The organism is Pseudoalteromonas sp. DL-6, from assembly GCF_004328665.1.
Lineage (GTDB): Bacteria > Pseudomonadota > Gammaproteobacteria > Enterobacterales > Alteromonadaceae > Pseudoalteromonas.
In genome coordinates this window covers 379,312-404,775 of sequence record NZ_CP019770.1, presented here as the reverse complement: position 1 = coordinate 404,775, position 25,464 = coordinate 379,312, and the positions used below count along the sequence as shown (strand labels likewise).

At 38.3% G+C, this 25,464-nt stretch carries 21 protein-coding genes; 7 read left to right on the top strand and 14 right to left on the bottom strand.

Going from position 1 to position 25,464, the window contains the following annotated elements; translation table 11 throughout:
- Positions 1-112: 112 nt before the first annotated feature.
- Complete coding sequence (locus B1F84_RS01805) at positions 113-2,119, bottom strand: formylglycine-generating enzyme family protein (protein WP_131690405.1); 2,007 nt, start codon at positions 2,117-2,119, stop codon at positions 113-115.
- Positions 2,120-2,453: 334 nt separating this feature from the next.
- On the opposite strand from B1F84_RS01805, the gene B1F84_RS01800 reads away from it, so the two are divergent.
- Complete coding sequence (locus tag B1F84_RS01800) at positions 2,454-3,362, top strand: pyridoxal-phosphate dependent enzyme (RefSeq protein WP_131690404.1); 909 nt, start codon at positions 2,454-2,456, stop codon at positions 3,360-3,362.
- 13 nt (positions 3,363-3,375) lie between these two features.
- On the opposite strand, the gene B1F84_RS01795 is transcribed toward B1F84_RS01800, so the two are convergent.
- From B1F84_RS01795 to B1F84_RS01785, 3 genes are all read right to left on the bottom strand, one after another.
- Positions 3,376-5,022, bottom strand: a complete 1,647-nt coding sequence (locus B1F84_RS01795; protein WP_131690403.1) for an EAL domain-containing protein — start codon at positions 5,020-5,022, stop codon at positions 3,376-3,378.
- Between the two features lie 319 nt (positions 5,023-5,341).
- Positions 5,342-6,043 (bottom strand): single-stranded DNA-binding protein, encoded by a 702-nt coding sequence (gene ssb, locus B1F84_RS01790; protein ID WP_131690402.1) that lies wholly within the window; start codon positions 6,041-6,043, stop codon positions 5,342-5,344.
- Between the two features lie 20 nt (positions 6,044-6,063).
- Complete coding sequence (locus B1F84_RS01785) at positions 6,064-7,431, bottom strand: MFS transporter (RefSeq protein WP_131690401.1); 1,368 nt, start codon at positions 7,429-7,431, stop codon at positions 6,064-6,066.
- Positions 7,432-7,594: 163 nt separating this feature from the next.
- On the opposite strand from B1F84_RS01785, the gene uvrA reads away from it, so the two are divergent.
- Positions 7,595-10,420 carry an excinuclease ABC subunit UvrA gene (gene uvrA, locus B1F84_RS01780; RefSeq protein ID WP_131690400.1) on the top strand — a complete coding sequence of 942 codons (2,826 nt, stop codon included), beginning with the start codon at positions 7,595-7,597 and terminating at the stop codon, positions 10,418-10,420.
- Between the two features lie 106 nt (positions 10,421-10,526).
- Positions 10,527-11,459, top strand: a complete 933-nt coding sequence (locus B1F84_RS01775) for a hypothetical protein (protein WP_240702009.1) — start codon at positions 10,527-10,529, stop codon at positions 11,457-11,459.
- 140 nt (positions 11,460-11,599) lie between these two features.
- Here the strand turns inward: B1F84_RS01775 and B1F84_RS01770 are convergent, their stop codons facing one another.
- On the bottom strand, positions 11,600-13,732 hold the full coding sequence (locus tag B1F84_RS01770) for a winged helix-turn-helix domain-containing protein (RefSeq protein WP_131690398.1): 2,133 nt from the start codon (positions 13,730-13,732) through the stop codon (positions 11,600-11,602).
- 283 nt (positions 13,733-14,015) lie between these two features.
- Here B1F84_RS01770 and B1F84_RS01765 point away from each other — a divergent pair, with 283 nt between their 5' ends.
- Both B1F84_RS01765 and B1F84_RS01760 read left to right on the top strand, forming a co-directional pair.
- Positions 14,016-14,366: a hypothetical protein gene (locus B1F84_RS01765; protein WP_131690397.1), complete on the top strand. Its 351-nt coding sequence runs from the start codon at positions 14,016-14,018 to the stop codon at positions 14,364-14,366.
- A 27-nt stretch (positions 14,367-14,393) separates the two neighbouring features.
- A complete protein-coding gene (locus B1F84_RS01760; protein WP_131690396.1) occupies positions 14,394-15,314 on the top strand; it encodes a TraB/GumN family protein in 921 nt (306 codons plus the stop codon).
- 122 nt (positions 15,315-15,436) lie between these two features.
- Here the strand turns inward: B1F84_RS01760 and trpS are convergent, their stop codons facing one another.
- From trpS to rpe, 3 genes are read right to left on the bottom strand one after another with little or no spacing between them, the layout of a single operon-like run.
- Entirely contained in the window at positions 15,437-16,441 is a 1,005-nt protein-coding gene (gene trpS / locus B1F84_RS01755) for a tryptophan--tRNA ligase (protein WP_008466239.1), read from the bottom strand.
- Positions 16,442-16,474: 33 nt separating this feature from the next.
- Positions 16,475-17,140, bottom strand: a complete 666-nt coding sequence (locus B1F84_RS01750; protein WP_076918873.1) for an HAD-IA family hydrolase — start codon at positions 17,138-17,140, stop codon at positions 16,475-16,477.
- Positions 17,140-17,823, bottom strand: a complete 684-nt coding sequence (rpe, locus tag B1F84_RS01745) for a ribulose-phosphate 3-epimerase (protein ID WP_076918872.1) — start codon at positions 17,821-17,823, stop codon at positions 17,140-17,142. Before rpe ends, B1F84_RS01750 begins: the two co-directional genes overlap by 1 nt.
- Before the next feature lie 274 nt (positions 17,824-18,097).
- On the opposite strand from rpe, the gene B1F84_RS01740 reads away from it, so the two are divergent.
- Positions 18,098-18,397 (top strand): hypothetical protein, encoded by a 300-nt coding sequence (locus tag B1F84_RS01740; RefSeq protein ID WP_131690395.1) that lies wholly within the window; start codon positions 18,098-18,100, stop codon positions 18,395-18,397.
- Between the two features lie 3 nt (positions 18,398-18,400).
- On the top strand, positions 18,401-18,586 hold the full coding sequence (locus B1F84_RS01735; protein ID WP_076918870.1) for a DUF2970 domain-containing protein: 186 nt from the start codon (positions 18,401-18,403) through the stop codon (positions 18,584-18,586).
- Here B1F84_RS01735 and B1F84_RS01730 read toward each other — a convergent pair.
- The 6 genes from B1F84_RS01730 to B1F84_RS01705 form a co-directional block, all read right to left on the bottom strand.
- Complete coding sequence (locus tag B1F84_RS01730) at positions 18,549-19,388, bottom strand: Dam family site-specific DNA-(adenine-N6)-methyltransferase (protein ID WP_131690394.1); 840 nt, start codon at positions 19,386-19,388, stop codon at positions 18,549-18,551. The genes B1F84_RS01735 and B1F84_RS01730 overlap by 38 nt on opposite strands.
- A gap of 137 nt (positions 19,389-19,525) precedes the next feature.
- Complete coding sequence (locus B1F84_RS01725; protein ID WP_131690393.1) at positions 19,526-19,816, bottom strand: hypothetical protein; 291 nt, start codon at positions 19,814-19,816, stop codon at positions 19,526-19,528.
- Between the two features lie 42 nt (positions 19,817-19,858).
- Positions 19,859-20,293 carry a hypothetical protein gene (locus tag B1F84_RS01720; RefSeq protein WP_131690392.1) on the bottom strand — a complete coding sequence of 145 codons (435 nt, stop codon included), beginning with the start codon at positions 20,291-20,293 and terminating at the stop codon, positions 19,859-19,861.
- Between the two features lie 14 nt (positions 20,294-20,307).
- Positions 20,308-22,218, bottom strand: a complete 1,911-nt coding sequence (locus B1F84_RS01715; RefSeq protein WP_131690391.1) for a hypothetical protein — start codon at positions 22,216-22,218, stop codon at positions 20,308-20,310.
- On the bottom strand, positions 22,215-24,011 hold the full coding sequence (locus B1F84_RS01710) for a hypothetical protein (RefSeq protein ID WP_131690390.1): 1,797 nt from the start codon (positions 24,009-24,011) through the stop codon (positions 22,215-22,217). Before B1F84_RS01710 ends, B1F84_RS01715 begins: the two co-directional genes overlap by 4 nt.
- Positions 24,011-25,447, bottom strand: a complete 1,437-nt coding sequence (locus B1F84_RS01705) for a site-specific integrase (protein WP_165489673.1) — start codon at positions 25,445-25,447, stop codon at positions 24,011-24,013. Before B1F84_RS01705 ends, B1F84_RS01710 begins: the two co-directional genes overlap by 1 nt.
- Between the last annotated feature and the right edge of the window lie 17 nt (positions 25,448-25,464).

Sequence of the window (25,464 nt, the reverse complement as noted above, 5' to 3'; positions counted from 1 at the left end):
CGTTCTTATTGTAGTTGCGCTTACTTTAACATTCTCAATGTAATGAGCAATGTAAAGCGCAACCGTCTTTGTAATCATTAAAAAGAGGAAGCGTATGCTTCCTCACTAAATATTATCGTTCGCTCATTAAGCGAAAGCCGATGTAATTAGCTCTAAAGTCTGGTGCTAAAACTAAACGCGTTGAGGCACGAGCAAGGCTAGGTGCAAAATTCCATGCGCCTCCGCGAACAACGGCATCTTTTTTATTCCCTGTGCTACTAGTCCATTCCCATACATTACCCACGGTATCGTATAAGCCAAATGCATTTGCTGAAAAAGACCCTACCGGTGCGGTGCGTTTGTTTGACCATTCGCTACCACACCAACCGCAGTTAGCTAAGTTTTTACCAATTTCGTTACCCCAAGGGTACTCAGTATCTGTGCCTGCACGCGCAGCATATTCCCACTCAACCTCAGTAGGTAGGCGATACGTTTGCGCAGTTTTATCCGAAAACCACTCTGCGTAAGCCGTGGCGTCATTTTTCGTCAAACATACCGCTGGAAACTCATTCGTTTGTTCAAACCCAGGAGCGCGCCAATTTAAGTTTGCTTCCCAAACGGGTTCGCCATTTAGGTAATAAGCGCAACCTTTGCCTTTTTCAGCCTCAGTCTTATATTGCGTTTCGTTTACAAAAGCTTCAAAGGCGCCAAAAGTCACTTCTTTGCTTTGCATTACAAACGATTCACTAATCGTTTTTTCAACAACCGGACGTTCATTTTCCAGTCCATTGCCGTTGATGTCGCCCATTTTGAATGTGCCAACAGGAATGATTACGGCCGACGAATCCACTGTTGGTGGCTGTGTATCAACTTCCATTCCTTTAGGGCAATCTGCTTGTATTATTTGCTCTCGCTTTTTAGTCGGTGCAGCAATCGACTCTGACTTTTTTTCTAACTTAGCAAAAAGTGTACGTGTCTTTTTTAAGTCAATACGCGCTTTATAAGGAACGTAACCCTCTTTGCGTATTTCTAATTTATGTAAACCACGAGGTAAATTTGTCACTAAACGAGTAGAACCTACACGAATGTCATTAATAAATACTTCATCGCCATGCACGTTAGAGCGCAAAGTTAACTGAACTAGTTGATCTTTCTTTTGTTCAGCGACCACTTTAGGCTTTTTATTAACTGTTTTTGCAACAACAGCGACCGCTTTATTATCCGCATTATCACTGAATGTTAACTGACTATCAGAAAAAGTAGCGCCGTAATTTGGCTGATAAGTATTTGCTAGCGGCGTACCATATTCTGAACAAAAACTGTTATTAACGCTTAATAAATGGCACAAACGGCTGCTGTTTACATCACCACGCATGGTAACGCTTAAATTTACATTGTAATTACCTTGGCCGCTAAACGCGCTGTTAATTACATGACTACTTAAAATCTGAACCTGTGCACCTGCCATGTCTCGCTTAGGCTCAACAAGGCGTTTTTCTGTTAGATTTTCAAATATTTGATCGATGAAACGTTTGGTTGCTTTTTTTAACCCCATTTGTTGAGCTCGTTGCTCACATGCTGCAAGGGTGTCAGTGCGCTTACAGTTAATATTATAGTCAACTTCAAGCGTTCCCTCGCGGGTAAACTCATTACGCAAGCGCTCTACACGCGCTGAGGTGTATTGCACTTTTAAACTTTCAAGCGTGTTTTGTAGCGTATGCTTGTCTGCGCGAATTTGCTCAATATCTTTAAGATGGGATGCAATTGCCGCCAATTGCATTGAGATATCATTTTTATTTTGTTCTTTATCAACAACGGCTTTTTGATAACGCGATTGTGCCTGCGTAATATCAAGCGATGGATTATCAATTAAGCGTCGATACATGTCATTCATCGCATCCAACGCTTGATTTTTTTCTTTATCAAGCTGTGTTGAACGCGCTCTAAGCAGTTCAAGTTGGGTTTGAAGTTGATTTTCTTCTTGTAAATATTTATCGAGCATCGTTGTTGAACGAGTGTATTCTGTTTGTTTCGTATTAATCTCTGATTCAATTCTGTTTACAGTAGTTGTATCTTGTGCAAATACTGTGCTGGCAAAAAGGCTAGCAGAAATTAACAGAGATAAAGGAGCAATTCGCATATATTCCAGTCCCAAAAAAGCGGCAATTATTTGGTTATTATTATTTTTTATAATAAAACCTTATGCTATGTACTTGAAGCACAAAACACAAGCTTTGTTCATTTATTATCTCAGTTTACAACTATTATCCCGCTTCATGCCAGTAAATAACCGTTTCATTTGTACTAAATAGCTAATTTATTTAACAACACCGATATTTATTTGTTTTTTACGCGCTTAAGATACCAATTTAGCAGCTAATTCCCTTTTTTAGTTTGCTTAAGTAATAAAACCTGAGTCAAAATAACGCTATTACACAGCACATTCATCATGTAACTAATAAAAAAGAGTGATAATGCCAATACCATTCAGGATTAATGAACATAGTTATTTGCAACCAATTACCAACAAATTGTTAGCAGATAAAAAGATTACGCTAAGCATTAAGCGCGATGATTTATTGCATCCTGTTATCAGTGGTAATAAATGGCGAAAGCTCAAATACAATTTAGTTCGTATGCAACAACAGGGCAAAACAGAATTACTGACCTTTGGTGGTGCTTTTTCAAATCATATTCACGCGTGTGCTGCGGCGGGAAAGGAGTTTAATTTAGTAACCCACGCAATTGTGCGCGGTCCGGAGCTTGATCTAAATAATCCAACGATAAGATTTGCAAAACAATGTGGCATGCAATTACATGTAGTGAATCGGTTAGAGTACCGACAACGAAATGATAAAACATACTTAGCAGCATTGCAGGCCCGATTTCCCAATGCGTATATCCTGCCTGAAGGAGGCACTAACGAGTTTGCTATAGAGGGATGTAAAGAACTTGCACAAAGTTTACCTGAGCACGACTACTTAATCTGCCCTACAGGTAGTGGTGGAACCTTAGCGGGCTTAATAGAGGGCAGTTCAAGTAAAAGTACTGTATTAGGTATTGCCGTTTTAAAGCAAGCCGACTACCTACGAGATGAAATACGGGCTCTTAGTCCTCGAGCAAAATCACAAAGTAATTGGCAATTACTTACACAGTTTCACAATGGCGGATATGGTCGTTTTACTACTGAGCTGTGGCAGTTTTGCCAGTACATGCAGCAGCAATATCAGTTACCACTGGAACCTATTTACAGCGGTAAAATGATGTACGCACTTTGGCAACTCATAAACAATGATTACTTTGCCCCAGGCAGCAAAATTATTGCCATTCATACAGGGGGGCTACAAGGTTTAGATGGGCTAAAATATCGTGGACTTGTTTGACTTGTAAACAGAGCTAATGAAATGCAACTTGAGTGTAGTCGGGTAATAATCTAGAAAAATACCCCCCTTGTGCAGTGCTAACACCTATCACTTTTAAAAATTGTAGTTCCTGGTATGTTTCTACGCTCGAGGCCACCACTGGCAAACTTAATAATTTACTAATATGCACAATTCCCCTGACCGACTTCTGCTGTAAATAATTATGATCTATTCCATGAACAAGCTCTAAGGCTAAATTAAGCCCTGCTATTTGCTTATTATAGGTGAAATTAAAAATACTCTTACTACTTTTCACCTCATCAATAACGATATTAAAGTTGAGCGCTGTTATGGCCGAAAAAGCGACCTGCAATCGATCTTGGTAATTTAAAAAATCAGCTTCATTTATCAAAAACTGTAAAGTGTGCAGGCTTTTCAAGTCACTCGTATGTGTACTTAACCAACACCAAAACTCGCTATTAAACCAATTTTTAGGATGTAACTTAATACTAACAACGGACGATGACTTTTCTATTAGCAACAGCTTTTTAACTTGCATAACAACGGCCTGATCAAGCAATAGCGCCTCACCTTCGTTGTAAAACTGACTGATATAGTCTTGATTCAATAGTTTTTTATTTGCCTTATCGCTACTTTTAATTAAAACATGATGCTTAACAATAGTGCCACTATCCAACTCGTATACAGGTTGAAATAAAATCGCTAATTTTTGTTTTTCAACTCGCTGTGTAATTAGGTTTTCATCAGGCATTTGAAGGTGACTGCAATTGAGTGCCAATTGATGGTAATGCTTCACTCTACTTTGCATTGATAGTGTAAGTGACGATCTGGCGAGCTGATACACCATCACCTGATCAGCATTCGAGTAGTAAGTACACACACCTACTTTTATGCACTCTTTAGTCACTCTAGGAGCTAAAGTATCGGCTGCATTAAGCATGCATTGATGTAAGTATTTAGCGCAACTTTTTTTCTCAATCGCACTAACCCCTTTGAGAGTAAAAGCAAAATTACCCGCGGCTAACAATTTAACGGATATTGCAGCCGTATTGGTAAAGCCTTTTGCTAGTAATACTTTAAGAGTCGCTTGTAAGTCTGTGTTTGCATCAAAGTGGCATTCACATTGAATAAGCGCAAATATATTATAGCCAGCTGTTTTAAACTCCTTCGCTGCGACCTCTATTACCGGTTGTGGGGACTTTATTTTAGGCGTATGACACACCTTTTTATGGTCATCGTTTTGCTTTCGCTGTTTCGGCACTGAGCTATTTACAGTCGCTTTAAGCAATATAAAGTGCCTAGCAGCAAAAATAATAGTCAAAATAAATAAATTCATTATTATAAACAGGTGGTTATAAGCATACCAAGTGGGCCATGAATATAACAAAATCCCTTTAGAATTAGCGCTGAAATAATGCTTTTGCTGCTTTACATAAACAGAAACTTTATCTGGGGCGAGAGTAAAAGGTGTATTTGCCAAAAGCTGCTGCTTATTAACTAGCGGCTGCTGCAGTTGCTTGGCGAGTACTATCCCTGCTTGCTCATTTTGATATTGTAAAATTAAATTCAAACCACTATTAAAAATAACAAATAGCATAAAACACAGAGCGTAAAATAAGGCACTAGCGTAATTGGTAAACTGAAACTGACTGGCTTTCATAACCTACCCGCTCATTAAATAAGTTATTAAAGTGTTGTCTACTATTTGCAATTGTACAAGCCAATAATAAAAGTTTAGCGGCTGCTTTTAATGTTTATAAACATTATATTTAGTAGTCAACAGCATTAGTAATGGCTTCATCTTTGTGCGCACAAATAGGAGTGTTGCTCTGCTTTGAAAACCTTAAAGCTATTTATAGTTTTTTAATAAGGATTATTTATTCAAATACGATAAGCCAGAGAGAAAGTACTTATTATCAATAAAAAAGCCCTGATAAATCAGGGCTCTTTCTTAATATATTTGAACTAAAAAATTCTAGCTAGAAGGGAATATCGTCATCAAAGTCGATCGTTGGTTCCATAGGGTTTGATGCGCCACCTTGCGGTGCATTTTGTGGCTTAGGTGCAAACCCACCTTGCTGTTGCGGTGCATTGCTTTGCTGAGGTGCAAAACCACCTTGCTGCTGTGGTTGATACTGGTTATTTTGTTGTGGAGCCGGCTGCTGAGCAGGTGCAGATTGTTGCTGTGGAGCATAACTGCCTTGCTGACTATTTTGGCCTTGGTTATTTTGACCATAGCCACCGCTTTGCTGTCCGCCTTGGTTACCTTGATAGCCGCCACTTTGTTGACCACCTTGGTTACCTTGATAGCCACCACTTTGTTGGTCGCCACCACGTGCACCTAACATTTGCATTTGACCAGTAAAGCCATCAACAACAATTTCTGTGGTGTATTTCTCTTGGCCTTGTTGGTCAGTCCATTTACGAGTTTGAAGTTTACCTTCTACGTAAATTTGTGAACCCTTGCGGCAGTATTCACCTACAATTTCAGCTAATTTGCCAAAAAACACTACACGGTGCCACTCAGTTTTATCAACCATTTGGCCAGTGTTTTTATCTTTATAGCTGTCTGAAGTCGCTAAGGTAATATTTGCTACGCCATTACCATTAGGCATGTAACGAACTTCAGGATCTTGCCCTAAATTACCAACCAAAATTACTTTGTTCACACCGCGTGCCATGGAACCATCTCCTATAAACGTTAGATTAAACCAGCCACTCTTCGGGCTTGGTCTAGGTCAAATTCTTTATCATTAATCTTTAAGTAGCTTCGACTTTCATCGCGAACTACGGTTGCTTCTATTACGCCGGGTAAAGCAACTAACTGAGAAGCTAATGTTTGTGCCTGCTCTTCAGAATCTAATTGGGTCATTAAACTAATAACTTTGCTTTTCGGTGGGACTTGCATTTTCCACGCAATAATAAGCCATATTACCCCAACAAGTGCCGCCGCCGCAAACACAGCTTGCGTACTGGTGGTTTGTGCTACATACCCGCCCAACATACCGCCTAAAAAAGCGCCTAAGAACTGGCTAGATGAATATCCGCCCATAGCGGAGCCTTTTTGGCTTGCAGGCGCAATACGCGACACAAGAGCCGGCATAGTGGCTTCTAAAAAGTTAAAAGCAACAAAATATAACAGCATGCAAACTGCAATGCCAACAACGCTATTAGCCCACATAGACATACTTAACATACTGACTATTAAAACCATCACTGAACCAATAAAGGCTTGTTTTTCTTTCTCTTTTTTTATTGCCACTATCATTACTGGCACCATTAAGAAAAATGCTAAAAACAAAACCGGGATATAAAGCTGCCAATGGTTTTCAGCCACGAGTCCATCTTTAATTAATTGGCTCGGTAATACTACAAAAATAGTCGTCAATGTTAAATGCAGCAATAATACGCCTGCATTTAGACGCGCAAGCTGCGGGTGTTTAATTAGCTTTTTAATATCGCTAAAGCTGGCGAGTGTATCGCCTTTAGGCGCTTTATTTATTGCACTGGGTACTAGCATAGTAACAATAAAAATTCCTAATACAGCCAGTATAGCAGTTAACCAAAACACCCCTGCTATACCCCATGAAGCTGCCACTATTGGGCCAAGCAACATAGCGAAGGCAAAGCTCATACCTATGCTCATGCCAATCACCGCCATGACTTTTGGTCGTTGTTCGTCACGACTTAAATCTGATGCAAACGCTAATAATGCGCTGGCGATAGCGCCCATACCTTGCAAGGCACGCCCTACCGTTACCATTTGTATGGACTCGGCCAAAGCCGCAACTACTGAACCCAAGGCAAATACAAGCAAACCACCTACAATCACTTTTTTACGGCCAATTTTATCGGACAGCCGTCCCATAGGTATTTGTAATACGGCCTGCGTTAAACCATACGCACCAATTGCAAAACCTATCCATAAAGGTGAAAAGCCTTCAAGCGATTGACCATAAATAGCTAAAACAGGCATCAGCATAAACAAGCCGAGCATTCTAAATGCAAACACACTCGCTAACGATACGGCGGCGCGTTTCTCTCGTGAATTAAGTGAAGATGCGGTCATTATTTGCGTGATCTTACTGTGTGAAAAAATTAGGCAAGGATTCTATCACAAGCTTGGCAATAATTAATCGTCTATAACTAAGGATTTTTTCAATGATCAAGGATTAATATTGCAGCGTATTATGCGATACTGAACAAATAATTTTGGCAATAAACGAGATAGCATGGAAAACATTGAAGTCCGAGGCGCCCGCACGCACAATTTAAAAGACATCAGCCTAACCATCCCACGTGATAAACTAATTGTTATCACTGGCTTATCTGGTTCAGGAAAGTCATCACTTGCATTTGATACGCTATATGCAGAAGGGCAACGCCGGTATGTTGAATCACTCTCTGCTTATGCAAGGCAGTTTTTGTCATTAATGGAAAAACCTGACGTAGATCATATTGAAGGCCTTTCCCCTGCTATTTCCATTGAACAAAAATCAACCTCGCATAATCCCCGTTCAACCGTGGGAACCATTACTGAAATCTACGATTACCTGCGTTTAATGTTTGCACGGGTTGGCGAACCTCGCTGTCCAACTCATGATCTTCCTTTAGCAGCGCAAACAATTAGTCAAATGGTCGATACCGCATTAGCGCTGCCTGAAGGCACTAAGTTAATGCTACTTGCCCCTGTTGTTAAAGACCGTAAAGGTGAGCATGTAAAACTATTAGAACAACTTGCCAGTCAAGGTTACATTCGTGCTCGTATAGATGGTGAAGTATGCGACTTATCCGATCCACCACCGCTAGATTTACATAAAAAGCATACCATTGAAGTCGTGGTTGATCGCTTTAAGGTAAAAGAGGGTCAACAGCAACGCCTTGCAGAGTCTTTTGAAACGGCACTCGAAATGTCAGGCGGCGTTGCTAACATCGCTTTTATGGATGACAGCAATAAAGACGAAATGCTGTTTTCAGCTAATTTTGCCTGCCCAACCTGTGGCTATGCGATGACCGAACTTGAACCGCGTTTATTTTCGTTCAATAACCCTGCAGGAGCTTGTCAAAGCTGTGATGGTTTAGGCGTAAGACAATACTTTGACCCGAATCGCGTGGTTCATAACCCTGAAATAAGCTTAGCCGGCGGCGCAATTAAAGGCTGGGATAAACGCAGTTTTTACTATTATCAAATGTTGCAAGCGGTTGCACAACATTACGAGTTTGATTTAGATGTTCCTTATCAAGAGCTTGCAAAAGAACATAAAAAAATTATTTTAGATGGCTCTGGCGATACTAAAATTGCATTTAATTACCGTAATGACCGCGGTGATTTAATTACACGTAATCATGTATTTGAAGGCGTGTTAAACAATATGAACCGCCGCTACCGTGAAACTGAGTCAAACTCAGTGCGTGAAGAACTAGCCAAATATCAAACCAGCCAAGCCTGCCCTAGTTGTAAAGGCTCACGTTTGCGCCAAGAAGCACGCAATGTATTTATTGGTCAAACTAACTTGCCAACCATTACGCATATGAGTATTGGTGAGGCGATGAGCTTTTTTGAAGGTTTGCATTTAACTGGGCAAAAAGGCCAAATCGCCGAAAAAATTCTAAAAGAAATTCGCGACCGGTTATCGTTCTTAATAAATGTAGGCCTAAATTACTTATCACTTGAGCGCAGCGCCGACACACTTTCAGGCGGTGAGGCACAGCGTATTCGCTTAGCGAGTCAAATTGGTGCTGGGTTAGTGGGTGTTATGTATGTACTGGATGAACCTTCTATTGGTTTGCACCAACGTGATAACGACCGTTTATTGAAAACCTTAGTTCATTTACGCGATTTAGGTAATACCGTTATTGTTGTAGAACACGATGAAGATGCTATTCGTGCGGCTGACCATATTATTGATATTGGCCCAGGTGCTGGCGTACATGGCGGCCATGTTATTGCTCAAGGTACGCGCGATGATATTTTAGCGAGCAAAGACTCGGTTACCGGCCAGTTTTTATCGGGCGTGCGTAAAATAGAAGTACCTAAAGAACGCCATGCTACTAACGATAAATGGTTAGAGCTGTTTGGAGCAACGGGTAATAACTTAAAAAATGTTGATTTAAAAATACCTTTTGGCTTAATGACCTGTATTACCGGCGTATCTGGTTCGGGTAAATCAACGCTCATTAACGATACCTTATTTAAACTTGCCCACACTGAACTCAATGGTGCAACTACTGCTGAAGCAGCTCCTTATGGGTCAATTGCAGGACTTGAGCACTTTGATAAAGTAATTGATATTGACCAAAGCCCTATTGGCCGTACACCACGTTCAAACCCAGCTACTTATACTGGTATTTTCACCGGTATTCGTGAGCTGTTTGCAGGTACTCAAGAAGCCCGTTCACGTGGTTACAAAGTAGGTCGCTTTAGCTTTAATGTTAAAGGTGGCCGTTGTGAGGCGTGTCAAGGCGATGGCGTTATCAAAGTAGAAATGCACTTCTTACCAGACGTTTATGTACCGTGTGATGTGTGTAAGGGTAAACGTTATAATCGCGAAACCTTAGAAGTACAATATAAAGGTAAAAACATCAACCAAGTGCTCGATATGACCGTTGAAGATGCCCATGACTACTTTGATAAAATACCGGCTATTGCACGTAAACTTAAAACCCTAATGGATGTTGGACTTTCTTATATCCGTTTAGGCCAAGCCGCTACAACACTTTCGGGTGGTGAAGCACAGCGAATTAAGTTAGCACGTGAGCTTTCTAAGCGTGATACTGGAAAAACCTTGTACATTCTTGATGAGCCAACCACGGGGCTCCATTTTGCTGATATTGAACAGTTATTAGTAGTACTGCATCGCCTACGCGACCATGGCAATACCATTGTAGTAATTGAGCACAACTTAGATGTAATCAAAACAGCCGACTGGATCGTTGATTTAGGCCCTGAAGGAGGTGCTGGCGGCGGTGAAATACTGATTGCAGGTACACCAGAAGAAGTGGCTGAATGTCAGCGCTCACATACTGGGCACTACTTAAAACCGCTATTAAATAAATAGCGGTAATACACGTTAAGGAAAGCCCGTGTTAAGGTATTTAAAAATTGCAAAATGGCGTGCTAAAAAGAGGCTCCATAAGCTCTTAAAATGTATAAAGACGCATAAGATGTCTATAAATAACCACATAAAGCCGATATGGTTTAAGCTTAGTACCGCACAAAAGCTTTATTTAACTGCACTTATAGCTTTAATTTTTTTTCAATCTGGATCTTTGTGTGCGCTTTTAACAATGAGCGCCTTGGTCATTGAATTTTGGCCAAAGTTTATTAAACTTTGGCACTCTTTGGCTGGTAAAGCTTTAATTCTTCTTTTTTATGCGACGATTGCTAACTTCGTGTTGGCTAGCGCGAGTAGTATCGTAAATGAAGTGGCATTAGTTTCTTCAGCAGATTTTAACTACACTCACAACTTCGCTACTTTGCTTTACTTACCTCCTTCGGCGCTATTGATTACAGTAATAACTTTACTTCTATTACAGTTAGTTTTACCCTTGTATATCATTGCATTGCTATTAATAAAGCCATTTGGCTCAAAGCAAGTTAAGTTCATCAGTCAAAGCTATTCCCCACTGTTAACCGCTGTAGTAAGATTTTTTTTAACGATTTTTGTATTTATTAATTTAGCTGCTTTAGCTGAAGGTATCAGTACTGACGCACTTATAGAGAAGTTACAAAACCTTGGCTCTAACAGCTCTATTGAAACGGCATCGACTAAAAATCAAAAGCTGGCACCTAAAACAAATTCAGGGCCCAATGCCAAATTCAACGCTCAATTAGACAAAAAAGAGAGTGACTCTACACCAGTATCATCAATTAAAGCTAAGAGTTATTTTGAATTGAGCAAATGGCTAATCGCAGAGTTTGCCTTCAACTTTGAAGCTAATACCCACTCTAGATGTAAGAAAGCAGTAAGTAGTAAAGTGATAGAACTCAATGATTATGAAATTGTTGAAATAACGCCTGATCAAAGTATGCCTTATGGCTATCAATTCATAGTTAGAGCGTGTGAATCTGCCGGTATTTCTGCTATAAAACATTAAAATAAAATGCCGTTAAATTAGCGGTATTTTTGCAGATATAAAAAACAGGCTTATGGCGTGGAATAAATCCAACCGCATCATAAACTGCTTTTAATGTTTTCTCAGCACAGGTAGTGGCTTTCTCGGTATAATAAATAATGCTATTCGTCCCAACTGATTTGTACTATTTGCATATCTTTATACTTAGATCCGGTAAATAGAATTTCGTTATCTGCACTTATTTCAAAAGTAATCGGTCGAAAATCCATGTGGACATCCTGTATGGTTCTATCTTGTAAGTTAAGCCTGGCTACACGCGAAATAGAATCTGAATAATATAAATAGTTATCACGAACGGCATAAATATTAGCTTTACTAGCCTCTTTAGATAAACCCCAGTTTTGCCCGTCAGAAAGCCGTATTAATTGATTATGGCTAATAGCATAACCGTTACCTTTATTATCAGATATAAGCTTACTTGCTTTAATGTCTTCCATAACAGTTGTATCTCGGGTGAGTAAGTTAAATTCAGCGACTCTATTTTTTTCGCCAAGCTTTTCGATATAAAGAATGCTTTCATTACTTGCTGACCAAATATAACTTACTATTTTACGCCCGTTAAATTCCTCTAACGGGTAGAGCTTTTCAGTATTCATATCATAAAATGCGAAGGTTTTATTTTTTCTTAACAATATACGCTGCTGGTTTGATGATACTTTTAAACCTCCTAACACATAGTTAGATAGGCCATCGTAGCTAAAGTAACTCAGTTGCTTTGTAAGCCCGTTTTGAGAGATCCATAATTGGCTACTTCCAGAACGCTCTGATACAAAAACATGTGCAGCGCCTTGTTTATAGGTTACTTCAACAATACTGTAGTCATCTTTTTCACTTTTGTAGAGTGCTTCATATTTAGGGCTACCATTGAATAACCCCGTTACTTTGGTGAGTGAGTACGCTTGCGTTTTATTTGCAGAGTAAAATAAGCTATTTGCCGACTGAACAGCTATATAATAGGGTGATATTTCGGGCGTGACATGTACTGTCTTTTTAACAAGGTTTTCTCCATTAAGTAATACCGTGGTTAACTGTGAACCCTCAGAGACAATTATACCTTTATCATCTATAAGCCAATCAAAAGCAAAGCTAAGAGTTTTATTTTTTGCTTGATATAAACGCTTTGTCTCTCGAGTTGCAAAGTTATATGTAAATACAGAGAATGGTTGGCCTTTTTGATTAAGTATATAGGCCAATTTTTTACCTGAATGAGATAAACGAGGCATACTGATGCCATACATTATGCCTGGCGGAGGAATAATAATTGATTCCTTCTGCCTATTTAAGTCAAATCGATATAAGCCAGCGCCATCTTGTTCATTTTTATACTCAGTGTAATAAATATGTTCAGCACTTTGGTCTAACTGCGCATAGCCTGTGTATCTTAGGTCGCACTTTTTAATTACCTGAGTGTCACCAACAATAGGAAACTGACTTAAATCAACAAGTACCATTTCACACTGTTGTTTCTTTAAGTTGGTAGCCTGTAAAAGCACCGAGTGTTGATTTAACTGCCACGATAAGATTGATACCTGAAAACCTGGGTATGTAATCTCAACCTCTCGCTGATCTGAAAGACGCTTCACAAATGCGTGCATTACATCATTTTCTGGTGCAACGTTGGTATAGGCTAAAAATTGTCTATCTGAAGATAACTCGGGGTGTACCTCGCTACCTAAATTCCATGTACTCGCCACCTTATTTACCGTGACCTGTTTAACCTCCTCGGTGTAGGGTGTATTAACAAATATCACACCTAACCACACTAAAAAACACAAACATATAATGGCTAATGAAGAATAGATAAAGGGCTTTTTCAAATCGCTTTTTGAGTTCGGTTGAGGAGCTGTTATGGCAGCAATATCTTCATCTTTTGCAGTAAAAACCGCAGAATCATTCGGCGATTCATTAGGCTCTACAAGTTGCGTTAATTGCGCTGGTATTACCGTTAAGCTGTAACCCTTTCGATAATGCGTTTTTAAAAGTGGTGCTTTTTCAGTAGGGTGAGCTAACTGTTTTCTTAACTCCGAAATAGCGCGATTAATCGCATTGTCGTCTACAAAGCTTTGCTGCCACACACTCTCTACTAGCGCTTGGCGAGAAACGATTTGTTGGGGCTTATCTATAAAATACAGTAATAGCTTTACTAAAAGTGGGTCTAATTCCCTTTCCATGTTGTTTGAAGTAATCACACATCGATTACTAATAAATTGCCAAGGTCCGATTTGATAATTCATAGTCTTTACATATTTTTATTTTTCAACAACCCTATCACAGGTACACTTTTTAATATAGCTAGGTTAATTTAAAACCTTATATTCACAGATAAGGTTTGTGATTAACCCTCTAATTTAAAACAACAAAAAAAATAAAAACCTTATAAATAAATCACTCATAAGTAGATAAGCGACTCTAGATAAATTTAGCGATATTCTTTAAAACGTCATCAACAAGCAGCTTACTAAACACTACTTTTTAATAGTAATTAAGCTGACTTTTAAACTTAAAAAAGGTTTCATTATGAATAACGCAACTAAAAAAGTATTACCCGTAATTTTATTAGCAACAGTATTTAGTACAGCCTCTGCAATCGCTACAGAAAGTAAAAACAACACGCTACTAACCAATTCAGATCAATGTGCAGTGGGTGAAAAGGTCATCAGCAGCAATCAAGTCATTTATGCTACAAACACTGATTTCCTCATCAAGCATGAAGTAAACACTGAAACATTATTTACTAGTATAGAGAACCAAATTGCAACCGACTTTGAATCTTCTATCAACAAGATGAACGCAAAAATTGATAGCAACCTTTCAAAAATAACGTCGTCACTAACAACTTATATAAGCACTATTTTAACCAATCAATAATAAATCAAATTTCATTAAGGAAGTGTTATGAACACATTTACTAAAAAAGTATTTTCAGCAACCGTATTATTGAGCAGCTGCTTATTAGCAACGACTGTACAAGCACAAAGTTCAGTGTGGCAAGTGAGTAAAGGAAATGACTCATTATTTATTGGCGGCACAGTACACATTTTACCTAAGTCAGAGATGCCTCTACCAGTGGAGTTTAGCTACGCCTATAAGCAAGCAGATACGATTGTATTAGAAGCACGAATACCTGATCCTAGCGATGCACAAGCACAAATGAAAATGTTGAGCGCACTATCTTATGAAAATAATGAAACATTGAGCCAAAAGCTAACTCCAGAGGTAAAGCTCGCATTAGAAAAAAAGCTGGCTGAATTTGGTGCAAACCTAACTAAATTAGATAACTTTCGCCCTGCAATGGTTAGTATTGTGCTAATGTCGATGGAGCTGCAAAAACAAAATTTAATGGGTGAAGGCGTTGACGCTTACTTTACTAAAAAAGCGACATTAGATAATAAAGAACAACAATACTTAGAGACTATGGCGTTTCAGCTAGAGTTATTTAAGACTATGGGTGAAGGTAGCGAAAATGACTTTATCAAAAATAATCTAGCTGGGTTTGATAATTACGGTGTGATGTTTAAAAAATTACTCTCAGCTTGGCGTAAAGGTGATATGCAATCGCTCTACACAGTAGCACTTGAACCGATGCAAAAAAATGATCCTGCAACTTATAAACAATTAATGACTGATAGAAACAATAACTGGCTAGTTAAAGTAGAGCAAATGTTTAATAACGATAAAAGTGAATTCGTACTTGTGGGAGCAGGTCACCTAGCCGGAGAAGGTAGCTTACTGACATTACTTGAAAATAAAGGCTACCAAGTATCTTTAGTTGATATTAACAATACAACTTTCAAAACAACCGTTAAGGCCGAGTAATGGATAAAACAGACAAGCAAGCAATGTCACTTCTGTTTATATTTGGCTTTTTAATGTTAATCAGCGTGATATAAAAAATGCCGCTAAATTAGCGGCATTTTTGTATCTGCAAATAAACAAGCTTATGGGCGTGGAATAAATCCAACCGCATCATAAACTGCTTTTAATGTTTTCTCAGCACGGGCACTGGCTTTCTCGGCCCCCATTTTCATGATGTTATTTAATAATGTTTGGTCTTCACGTATTTCTTTAAAGCGAGCCTGAATTGGCTCTATCATGCTCACGACAGCTGCTGCGGTGTCTTTTTTCAAGTGGCCATACATTTTATCTTCGTATTCAGGTACTAACTCTTCGATTGGACGCTTAGTTGCAACACTTAATAACGTAAGTAAGTTAGAAACGCCTGGTTTTTCACTTCGATCAAAATAAATGCGTGCTTGCTCGTCTGAATCAGTAACCGCTTTTTTAAGCTTTTTCTCAATCTTTTTAGGCTCGTCTAACATCATAATAAAGCCATTGGGGTTTTCATCAGACTTAGACATTTTTTTCAGTGGATCTTGTAGGCTCATTACTCGCGCACCAAACTCAGGAATATAAGGTTCTGGCAGCGTAAAAATCTCGCCGTATACATTGTTAAAACGATTAGCAATATCACGCGTTAACTCAAGGTGCTGCTTTTGATCTTCGCCAACAGGCACTTTATCTGCTTGGTATAGTAAAATATCAGCCGCTTGCAAAGCTGGGTAAGCAAATAACCCAACATTAATATTATTAGCATGCGTTGCCGACTTATCTTTAAACTGGGTCATACGATTAAGCTCACCCATTTGCGCATAACAGTTTAATACCCAACCAAGTTGTGCATGTTCTGGCACTTGAGATTGAACAAATAATGCCGCTTTTTCTGGGTTAATGCCACACGCCGTATATAAAGCAACGCCATCGAGTACACGACCACGCAATAACTCAGGGTCTTGGCGTACGGTAATTGCATGCAAGTCTGCAAGCATAAAGTAGCTATCATATTCTTCCTGTAGCTTAACCCACTGGTTAATAGCGCCAACATAGTTGCCTATTGTCATACCACCGGTTGGCTGCATGCCACTTAATACTACTGGTTTACTCATGATTTTCCTTTATTTTTACTTAATTAAAAATGCTTAACGCTGCGTTAGTGTCGGTATTATAGCTAAGAAGTTATCGCATAGGTACTGCGGATTATAATCCCCTAGCTGATCTCCTTGATGATACCCGTATGTAAGGGCTATCACATCAATATTAGCGGCTTGAGCTGCCAGTATGTCACTCTTTGAATCACCAATCATAATCGCTTTATCAGGCGAAATATTTAATGCATCGCAAGCAAATAAAAGCGGTTCAGGTGACGGTTTTTTTGCCATGTCGTCGCCACACACTATTACCTCAAAATGACTGCGAATAGCGAGCTTATCCAAAAGCATTTCAGTAAAGCGGCGTGCTTTATTAGTAATAAGTGCTTTAGGCATACCACTGAGAGCAGCAAGACCCGTTTCAACATGCTGATATAACACGCTGTATTCACCGACCTGCTCACTGTAATGTTGATAAAACAGGTTGATAGCTCGTTCGCTTAATACTTCGTCAAGGTGCTCACTAATTTGCATATCGCCGCAAAGAGCTCGTTTAACTAACACCTCAATACCATTACCTACCCAGCTTTCAACTAATCGTTGACTGACTATGGGAAACGCTAAATCGCTTAGCGTTAGATTTAAGGCCATATATAAGTCATACACGCTATCAACTAGCGTGCCATCTAGGTCAAATAGTGCCGCATCATATTTCATTATTTAATACTTTCTAATTGTTGGCGCATTTCATCAATTACGCTTTTATAGTCAGGCTGATTAAAAATAGCTGAGCCTGCAACAAACATATCAGCACCCGCCTCAGCCGCAGCTGCTATATTCTCTACCTTAATACCGCCATCAACTTCTAAACGAATATCACGCCCAGAATCAATAATGCGTTGCTTTGCCTCTCGCAGTTTCTCAAGTGTTTGTGGAATAAAGCTTTGCCCACCAAACCCAGGATTCACCGACATTAATAAAATAACGTCTATTTTATCCATTACATGATCAAGGTAACTTAAACTCGTTGCAGGGTTAAAAACTAGACCTGCCTGGCAGCCTTGATCTTTTATCAACTGCAAAGTACGGTCAATATGCTCACTGGCTTCTGGATGAAAGGTAATAATTGACGCACCCGCCTCGGCAAATTGTGGGATTAAACTATCTACCGGTTTTACCATTAGGTGAACATCAATCGGGGCTTTAATACCGTAGTCGCGAAGTGCTTTACACACCATTGGGCCTATTGTTAAATTAGGTACGTAATGGTTATCCATTACATCAAAATGGACAACATCAGCCCCTGCAGCTAACACTTTGTCGACATCTTCGCCAAGGCGTGCAAAATCCGCAGATAAAATTGAGGGCGCTATTAAGTATTTTTGTTCACAATTTAGCATTGCTAATCCATTAATGAAGAATTTATGGCGTTAATGTAACTTAATTAACGATGTTACCCAAGTAGCGCCTTTAAAAATAGCGCTATATTAGCAACGCTAGTCACTAACTTTTATTTACCGTAACAACAACTAATTGCGCGAACTAAGAAAAATAAAATACGCTTATAAACAAATTCCGAGATATGATTAGCTATAAATATAGCTAAAAATAAAGTGTATTATTTAAGCAGGTTTTGTTATGCTGCGCGCAGAACTAAATTATTAGGTTTATATTATGCGTGCTTTTAAAATTGGATTATTAATCACGTCGGTAAGTGTCATTATTGGAGCAGCGTCGCTTTCTTCAAATACTGAGCAAGAATTAAGCTCAGCCAACACTTGTCTTCATAAAGAACAAACTAGCGCTATTAATCATAGCGTGAACCGTTGTATTCAAATTGAAGAAGATTCCTCTTGGGCTTCTTGGTTAACCGGCGATAGCCGCAGTGCTCAGTTTCATTACCTAGATTTGCTAGAGTTATTAACGGGTACTGATGACAAGCACAAACCCTCTTCTATAAAACCATTATTTTAATTAATGCAGCATTTTTTTAGCGCTTTACAAAGTGTGCTAGCTGCATTTTTTGGTGTGCAATCTGAAGATAAACGTCAAACAGACTTTAAACACCACTCTCCTATCACATTAATAGCCATTGCCGTGGTACTTTTTGTATTATTTGTGCTGGCTATTTATGCAACCGTGACTTCGGTGCTAAGTACATAGCCATTAGCTCATCTACTTTATTTCGTGAACCGCCTTTTGGACTGATCGTGCGCTTAACCTGAATTTTATCCAAAGAAGCTTGGCTGTAAATTTTGCGTGTCCATACAGTATCGTGATTTGAAATAAGGACTGGCGTGTTATTCTCAAATGCCGCTTGTTCAGCCAAATTAGCTAAATTAGCCTGATCGTCTAAGTTAAATCCGCCTTTAGCATACGAGGTAAACGATGCTGTTTTACTTAATGGCACATAAGGCGGATCGCAATAAATCACCGCATTTTTAGGCACCAGTTTAAACACATCATCGTAGCCTAGGCAGGTAAATGTAGCCTGTTGCGCTTTGCTAGCAAAAAAGTACATTTCTTTTTCAGGAAAATAAGGCTTTTTATATTTACCAAAAGGCACATTAAAAATGCCCTTTAAGTTATAGCGGCATAATCCGTTATAACCATGACGGTTCATATATAAAAATAAGATGGCTCGTTCATATACATCGCTACTTTGATTAAACTGCACACGATAATCATAATATGCATCTGAGTGGTTGTTTAAATCAACAAACAATTTTTTGGCATCACTAATAAACTCATCAGGCGAACGCTTGAGCTCTTTATATAAATTGATTAAATCAGCATTAATATCGTTAAGTACATAGTGTTTAAAATTGCTGTTTAAAAACACTGAGCCCGCACCAACAAAAGGTTCAACCAAGGTATCAGCATGCTTACTTGCTTGATTTAGTCGCGCGTTAATATCTTCAACGAGGCTGTATTTTCCGCCTGCTACTGTTACGAAACGTTTTATGAATTAATTATGAATACCTATAATATTCATAATGTTATATCAATTTCATAAAAAACTTCTTATTTCAAAAATTTGTGGTGATTTTCCAACTTATTTATGAAAATTTCATAAATAATAAATCTGAACTAATTGGAGATTTATGGGTGTGTTTCAGGCTCAACTTTGCAAAAGCTTATTAATTGATATGCTTTCGAACCATAATTGATAACTCTTTCAATTTGCTCAATAGTTTCATCTTCAGAAACAAAGCCACAATAACTCTTATATTCTTTCCCCCAATTACCTCGATGATCTTTAATTTGGCAATGCATCACTACAAAGTACCTGCATACAAAGTTATCGTAATCAGAAATCTTGGTTTTATGAAACTTACTAGAATCTGCAATATCACATCTCATATCACCGTTAACGCTATATACGTATTCCATTTAAATTATTCCTCTATATTTTAGATTTTAAGACTTTATAAACTACCGAATGGGCGCTACTTTATGACTTGATAGTGAATGCAATTCTGACTCTAACTCCATTACCCTAAACGCCAATGAAACATTTTGTTTTACTACATCATCGTTGAGAAGTTTTTGCTCATTTTTCTCTTCTCTGTACTTCCTCTTCAGCTTCTGCTCGTGCTTTAGTTTGTCTTTAAGTATTTCTACTTCAGACTTTTCTTGCTTAACAGCATCCTTTATGTTTTTTTCTGCTATTGCATCAAAATGATCGCGAATCCTATCTTGTGCATCCTTAATAAATTCTGGGTAATAGTTAATATTACTTACCTTTAGCCCAGCTTCATTATTTATCCTTGATATGTTGATTTTGCCATCATTTTTAGTTCGCTTAGGCACGCCATCAAGTAACCTTTGCAAAGCCCTTTCCAATTTACGTAGTGTTATTTCAGACATAGATCTTCTCCTATTTAATCAATTACTGGCTCTTGAAAAGACTCAAATTCTATTTTGTGCTGCTGAAGAACATGTTCAATGGCCTTAATTTCAATAAAAATACGATTTCGAATACTTGAAAATGATGAGCCTAACTGAATAAGGTTTTCAAATTTTTGAATCAGTCGTTGTCTTTTAGGGACTCGCTCCAAAGCCTTATCTCTTGTAACCGCCTCATGCTTACAAACCACACTAGAGATTTCAGATGAACATATGCGATCGCAACTGGGGTTAAAGCAAAAACCAGTTGGGTGCTCTACCACACTCAAGTTTCCACTCCTGACTTGACGTTCAAGTTCTTCGCGAGATATATAAATACTGCCTTCATATTCAGGTTTACTTCTTTCTCTGTCTATTCTTTCTCCTTCACCTCCAGATAAAGTAGGACTGTTAAAAATTTCAAATGCGGCTTCGGTCATGATCATAATATTCGCCTCATTCATCATTTCCTGAAGCTCACCATCAATTTGCAAGTCCAAAGCTCGAACTAACTCTGAATTATTCGAATACCATTGGGTCATAACTACATTCAGGTGTTTATATTGGTGCTTCAATGCCATGATACTTCCTAATTTGTTACGCATCAGAAATACCGCAAACGTTCTTCTAAAGTCATGTGAAGATAACTTAGGCAGGTAACCACCTTCCTTTAAAAGTCCTTCGCGGGTTGGGTTTAATTTATCAAATTCAATGACATCTTGCTTTGTAGCTGTAATAGAGTGCTTTTTTAAAAATTTCGCCAAATAATTTGTAAAGCTGTTAGTATTCCACAACACATTTCTTTTATGTTTTGCAATATTAGTGGACAGTAATCCATTCATAACTATCACAAGCTTAACCTCATCATTTGCATAAATTTCTTTATAAATATCTCGTGCAAACTCGGTAACTGTAAAGAGCAAATCCAGTGCTTTTTTAACAATAGGATGGGTCACCCAAGTTTCCTGTGTCGGTAAGCCAGCTTCATTTTTTTTAGTGCTAAAACCAATTAAGTAAGGTACTTCAAACCCGTTATATTCTTTGGTCTGATAACTATCTAACCCAATACTCAGTCCTTCACCATGTCTAACTCCGCTATATCCTAAAATTAAGATTAGACAGGCTGTTTTTATCTCATCTAAATGAGGTGAACTACTTCTAACCTCAAAATCATCGATACCTACACTATGAGGCAGATTGCAACCAACTTCATTCCAAAAACTTTTACTATTGAGGTGAGGGTTTGCTTCCAAAAACTCTTTTCTAGTTTGATAATATCTAGCATATGCATCACTAATCTCTTTTTTATATGGGTAAAATTCGTTAACAGTACTTTCTGCTGCTTTGAATATTCGAGTTGCCATATGTTCTGGTATAGCGATGTGCTGTAGCTTTTTCGTCTTACTTTTACAGGCTAACTTGAATGAAACCACTTTAAGGTCTTTTATTAGTCTGTTAGTGAGACCAAATTTAAAGAGCTGGTTAACTGTAATTAAAGTTCCTTTAACTGTACTAATGCCGAAACGTTTATCTTTAATATGGGACTTAAATTTTCTGAATATTCCATCATTATTTAACTTTTCCCATTCTGTCGAACCGAGCAATTTCGCTATCCTAACTAAATTCCCTCGTTCATATTTCAAAGTTTCTAACGCCATTTCAGGGTTTTTCTTCAACATTAGAGCAAGAACATGCTGAACTTCTTTTTTATATTCTTGGGGAATATTTTCAAAACTTACGGCTCTAGACTCTTGGCTTTTAGAAAATTTACGCGAGTACTGAAAGTCCCAAATATCATCGTAAATAAATGATATCGGGTTACCTTCTTCATCTTTTGTTGCCACCTTACTTGCATCGCAAGTATTGATTTTTTTTAAGTTGATGTTGCCAATTTGCTCGTTGTTCATATTCCGTATATCTCCATTAAATCAGTTAAATCTGTCTCCTCGCTGTAAAGTGGGTGAGGTGCTTCGCTATGTTTACGACTTGCCAATTCATAGTTGTCTGGCGATTTCACCTGCATTCGAGAAAGTATATGATGCGTTTTTTCCACTGCATTCTGAAAAGTTTCAGTGGGGTAGCTATTAATTGCTGGCCGGGAAATCGTTTCCATTAAAGAGTCAAGAAACGACAACATGAGCCATATATCATCGACTTCGGCAACTAAAGCGTGTTTAGAACAATCAAAACAAGCCAAAAAACTAATACATTCTCGATCATCCCCTAGATTTAATGACTTAATAGCTCTCAAGCTTTTTTTTGCTACCTTGCCTGTAGGTTCGGTGCATCTAGCTCCGTTAGGTAGTTTATTCGCGGTAGCTTCTTTACGTTTTGCTTTCCACTCTTCTGAAGTAAAGGGATCTTTAATTTTGGCCTTAAACTCTTCTATTGCCGCTTTCTTTTCTTTACCCTCGGTTAAAGCTTTTTGAACTTCAAATGCTCTAGCTAATTCCATCTCATGGTTTTGCTCAACACCATTTAAATAATGCTCATGAGTTGTCTGTAATGTATTTCTGTTCGCTGAGGCTGTGATGAAGGTATCTTCAAAAGCTCTCTGTATTAAAGAGCTACGGGTGCTTCTCAGTTTACGTAAGGTTATCTCAGGTAATCCCATCGCCTTAAGCTTATGATTGATGCTCTTGTGTGGATTGTTATATGTTGACGAAGTAACCTTTAAACTCTCATTAGCATTAAAAATTGGAAACAAAGGAGCATCATCTCCGGGAGCCATTTTTTCAGAAACAACTAACCAGCTTTCAATAAACTCTTTAGCTCTTTTTGTAAAACCTATACCTAAACCTTGCCTTTGGTATAAGGCTCTGGCTTTTACTGAATCAAACTTATAGTTGTCGCCAGTTGATTTTTTAATTAACTTTGCATCACCTTTCGTCAATGATGTTAATGGCGTCAAATTAGCACCAGTCCACTTTGCCGCGATAATTATTGCTATTCGAGTAAGGGAATTGGTCCAATAAACACCTTTCTCGACATACAGGGCACCTCTACTTTTTCTAATTTGAGCCTCTGTTATGCCATTTTTTACGGCAAAGTCGATATCAAAAAGTGGACAAGTAATTGGAGGTACTCCATTAAAAAAGCACCTTACATATTCATGAAATGCCGCCATAAGTTTAAGGCCCACTGTTCCATAGTCTTTATCTGCAATTGCTTTTGTCGGAATCGCGGCACTACGTCTATTTTTAATTTTTGGTATTTGCTGTGCTATATATTCCTTGCCCATTTCATTCAGAATAGAAACTAAATGCTGCTTTTCTTTAACAAGTGTATTCTTGTTAATCTTTCCAAGTAAAACCATGTCATTACGATAGTTATAAAATGCAATTACTTGCTCCTGATTAAAATCGACAACCTCTCCCTTTTCATCCCAGTGTTTAACGTAGTTGCATAAAAAGCAGAAGCGCCCATACCCAGTTTTGCTGGCTGTTCCGTATCCTTTAAATAGTTCGTACATCTCATTTACAAACGCGTCTCGATTCAATAAAACCAAGCTGCTTTTATCCTCAATAGCAAAATAAGTAGGGCACCCCAGATACCTAAGACGCTCAAAACGTGCTATCTCACCATTGAAATTGAGTTCTAACTTCCGCTCTTCGCTATTTTCAATTCCGACAACATTGCTATGCTCAATGCTTTCGGATTTGATAACTTGGTTTCTTCTTTTCTTATCCTTAAAGCCCATTACGCCACCTCCATTTCATTTAAGTCATAGATATAATCTAAAGCGATCTCAGCTAGCTCTTCGGCTGATTTATGACCATCTACTTGCGATAGATAATGGAAAGTGGTTGCGAGATCGGAATGACCAAGGAGTAATTGGACTGTCTCTAACGCAATACTCGTTTTCATACCAACGTCTATTAAACTAAATAAACGTTTAGTACCGAATGTAGAGCGCAAATTATGTACTTTATGGGTAAACTTGTATCCAAGCACCTCTGTTAAACTATGCCGAATTTCAGACCACCGAGCATTTACAGTTTCCTTTTTTATCCGCGAACCGTTTTGATTGAGAAAAAGAGGTGTTAATTCGTCGCCAGTAGCACTATCTGTGAATTTATCTCTACGATTTATGTAACGTTGACTAAGTGTATACCTGTGCAACTGCCTCAATAAAGGTACTGGAATTTCAATTTCTCGTTCTTTATCATTTTTCGTTTCAATACCCTGATTTGGCCCAACTTTTAACCGCACGAACAATGCATTTCCAGATTTTGCCAATCCCCAAAGCACCCACTCTTCATTTAGAGTTAATGCTTCGTTTCTTCTGAGTCCACAATGGCGCATAACAAGAAAAATTAGCGAAAACTCTATTGGTAGTGAACATTCAACAAGTTGACCATACTGCTTCTTAAGCACTTTGCGTTTTATACACAAAATCTGTTCAAGCATATCGTACTCGTGATCACTAAGTGCTCTTAGTTTGTTTGGAATTACCCCTGCTTGTGGTTTGGGAACGTTTAAACGAACATCAGTAGTGGGAACTATGATTCTATTTGAACCATTATTACTAGTTTCATCGCTACCAATATCAAGAGAGATCTCTTCATATTCAAACGGTACATTCGCGAATTGAACACCTTTAGCAATATGATACTTATAAAACCTAACTGCTGCTCTCATATATGCTTTGGCAGTACTAGCAGCGATATGAGCATCAGGGTCACTTGAACGATATGAGCCTTCGAGAAAATTTTTAAACCGATAAAGTGGGCGTTTACTTTTTGTATAGGGCTGTTCTTTCCAATCCATTTGCCACTCAACAAGTTGAGTAAAAAAATGAATTAATCCTCGGCTATAAATCGACACATCTTTATTTGACTCATTGACAAGTAAGTCCATCAAAAAAGCATTTACGTCATCAATGCTTTCAACATAGTGAAAAGGGACGTCTTTCTGTTCGTCTGGTGAACCAATGTATGTTCGAAGCCAAAACAAAAACATTGCAGAATTAACTGTTGTGTTTTCATTGCCTATTGCATGAACTTCAATTTCACCGTTTTCATCAATCTGAGTTGATAAAGTGTTGTAATTGAATTGTGGAAGTGAGTAGCTAATTACGTCTAGCTCAAAACGATTTTTATCTAAGTTTTTTATATCAATTTTGCTATATATCATCCATTGCTCCATTTCAA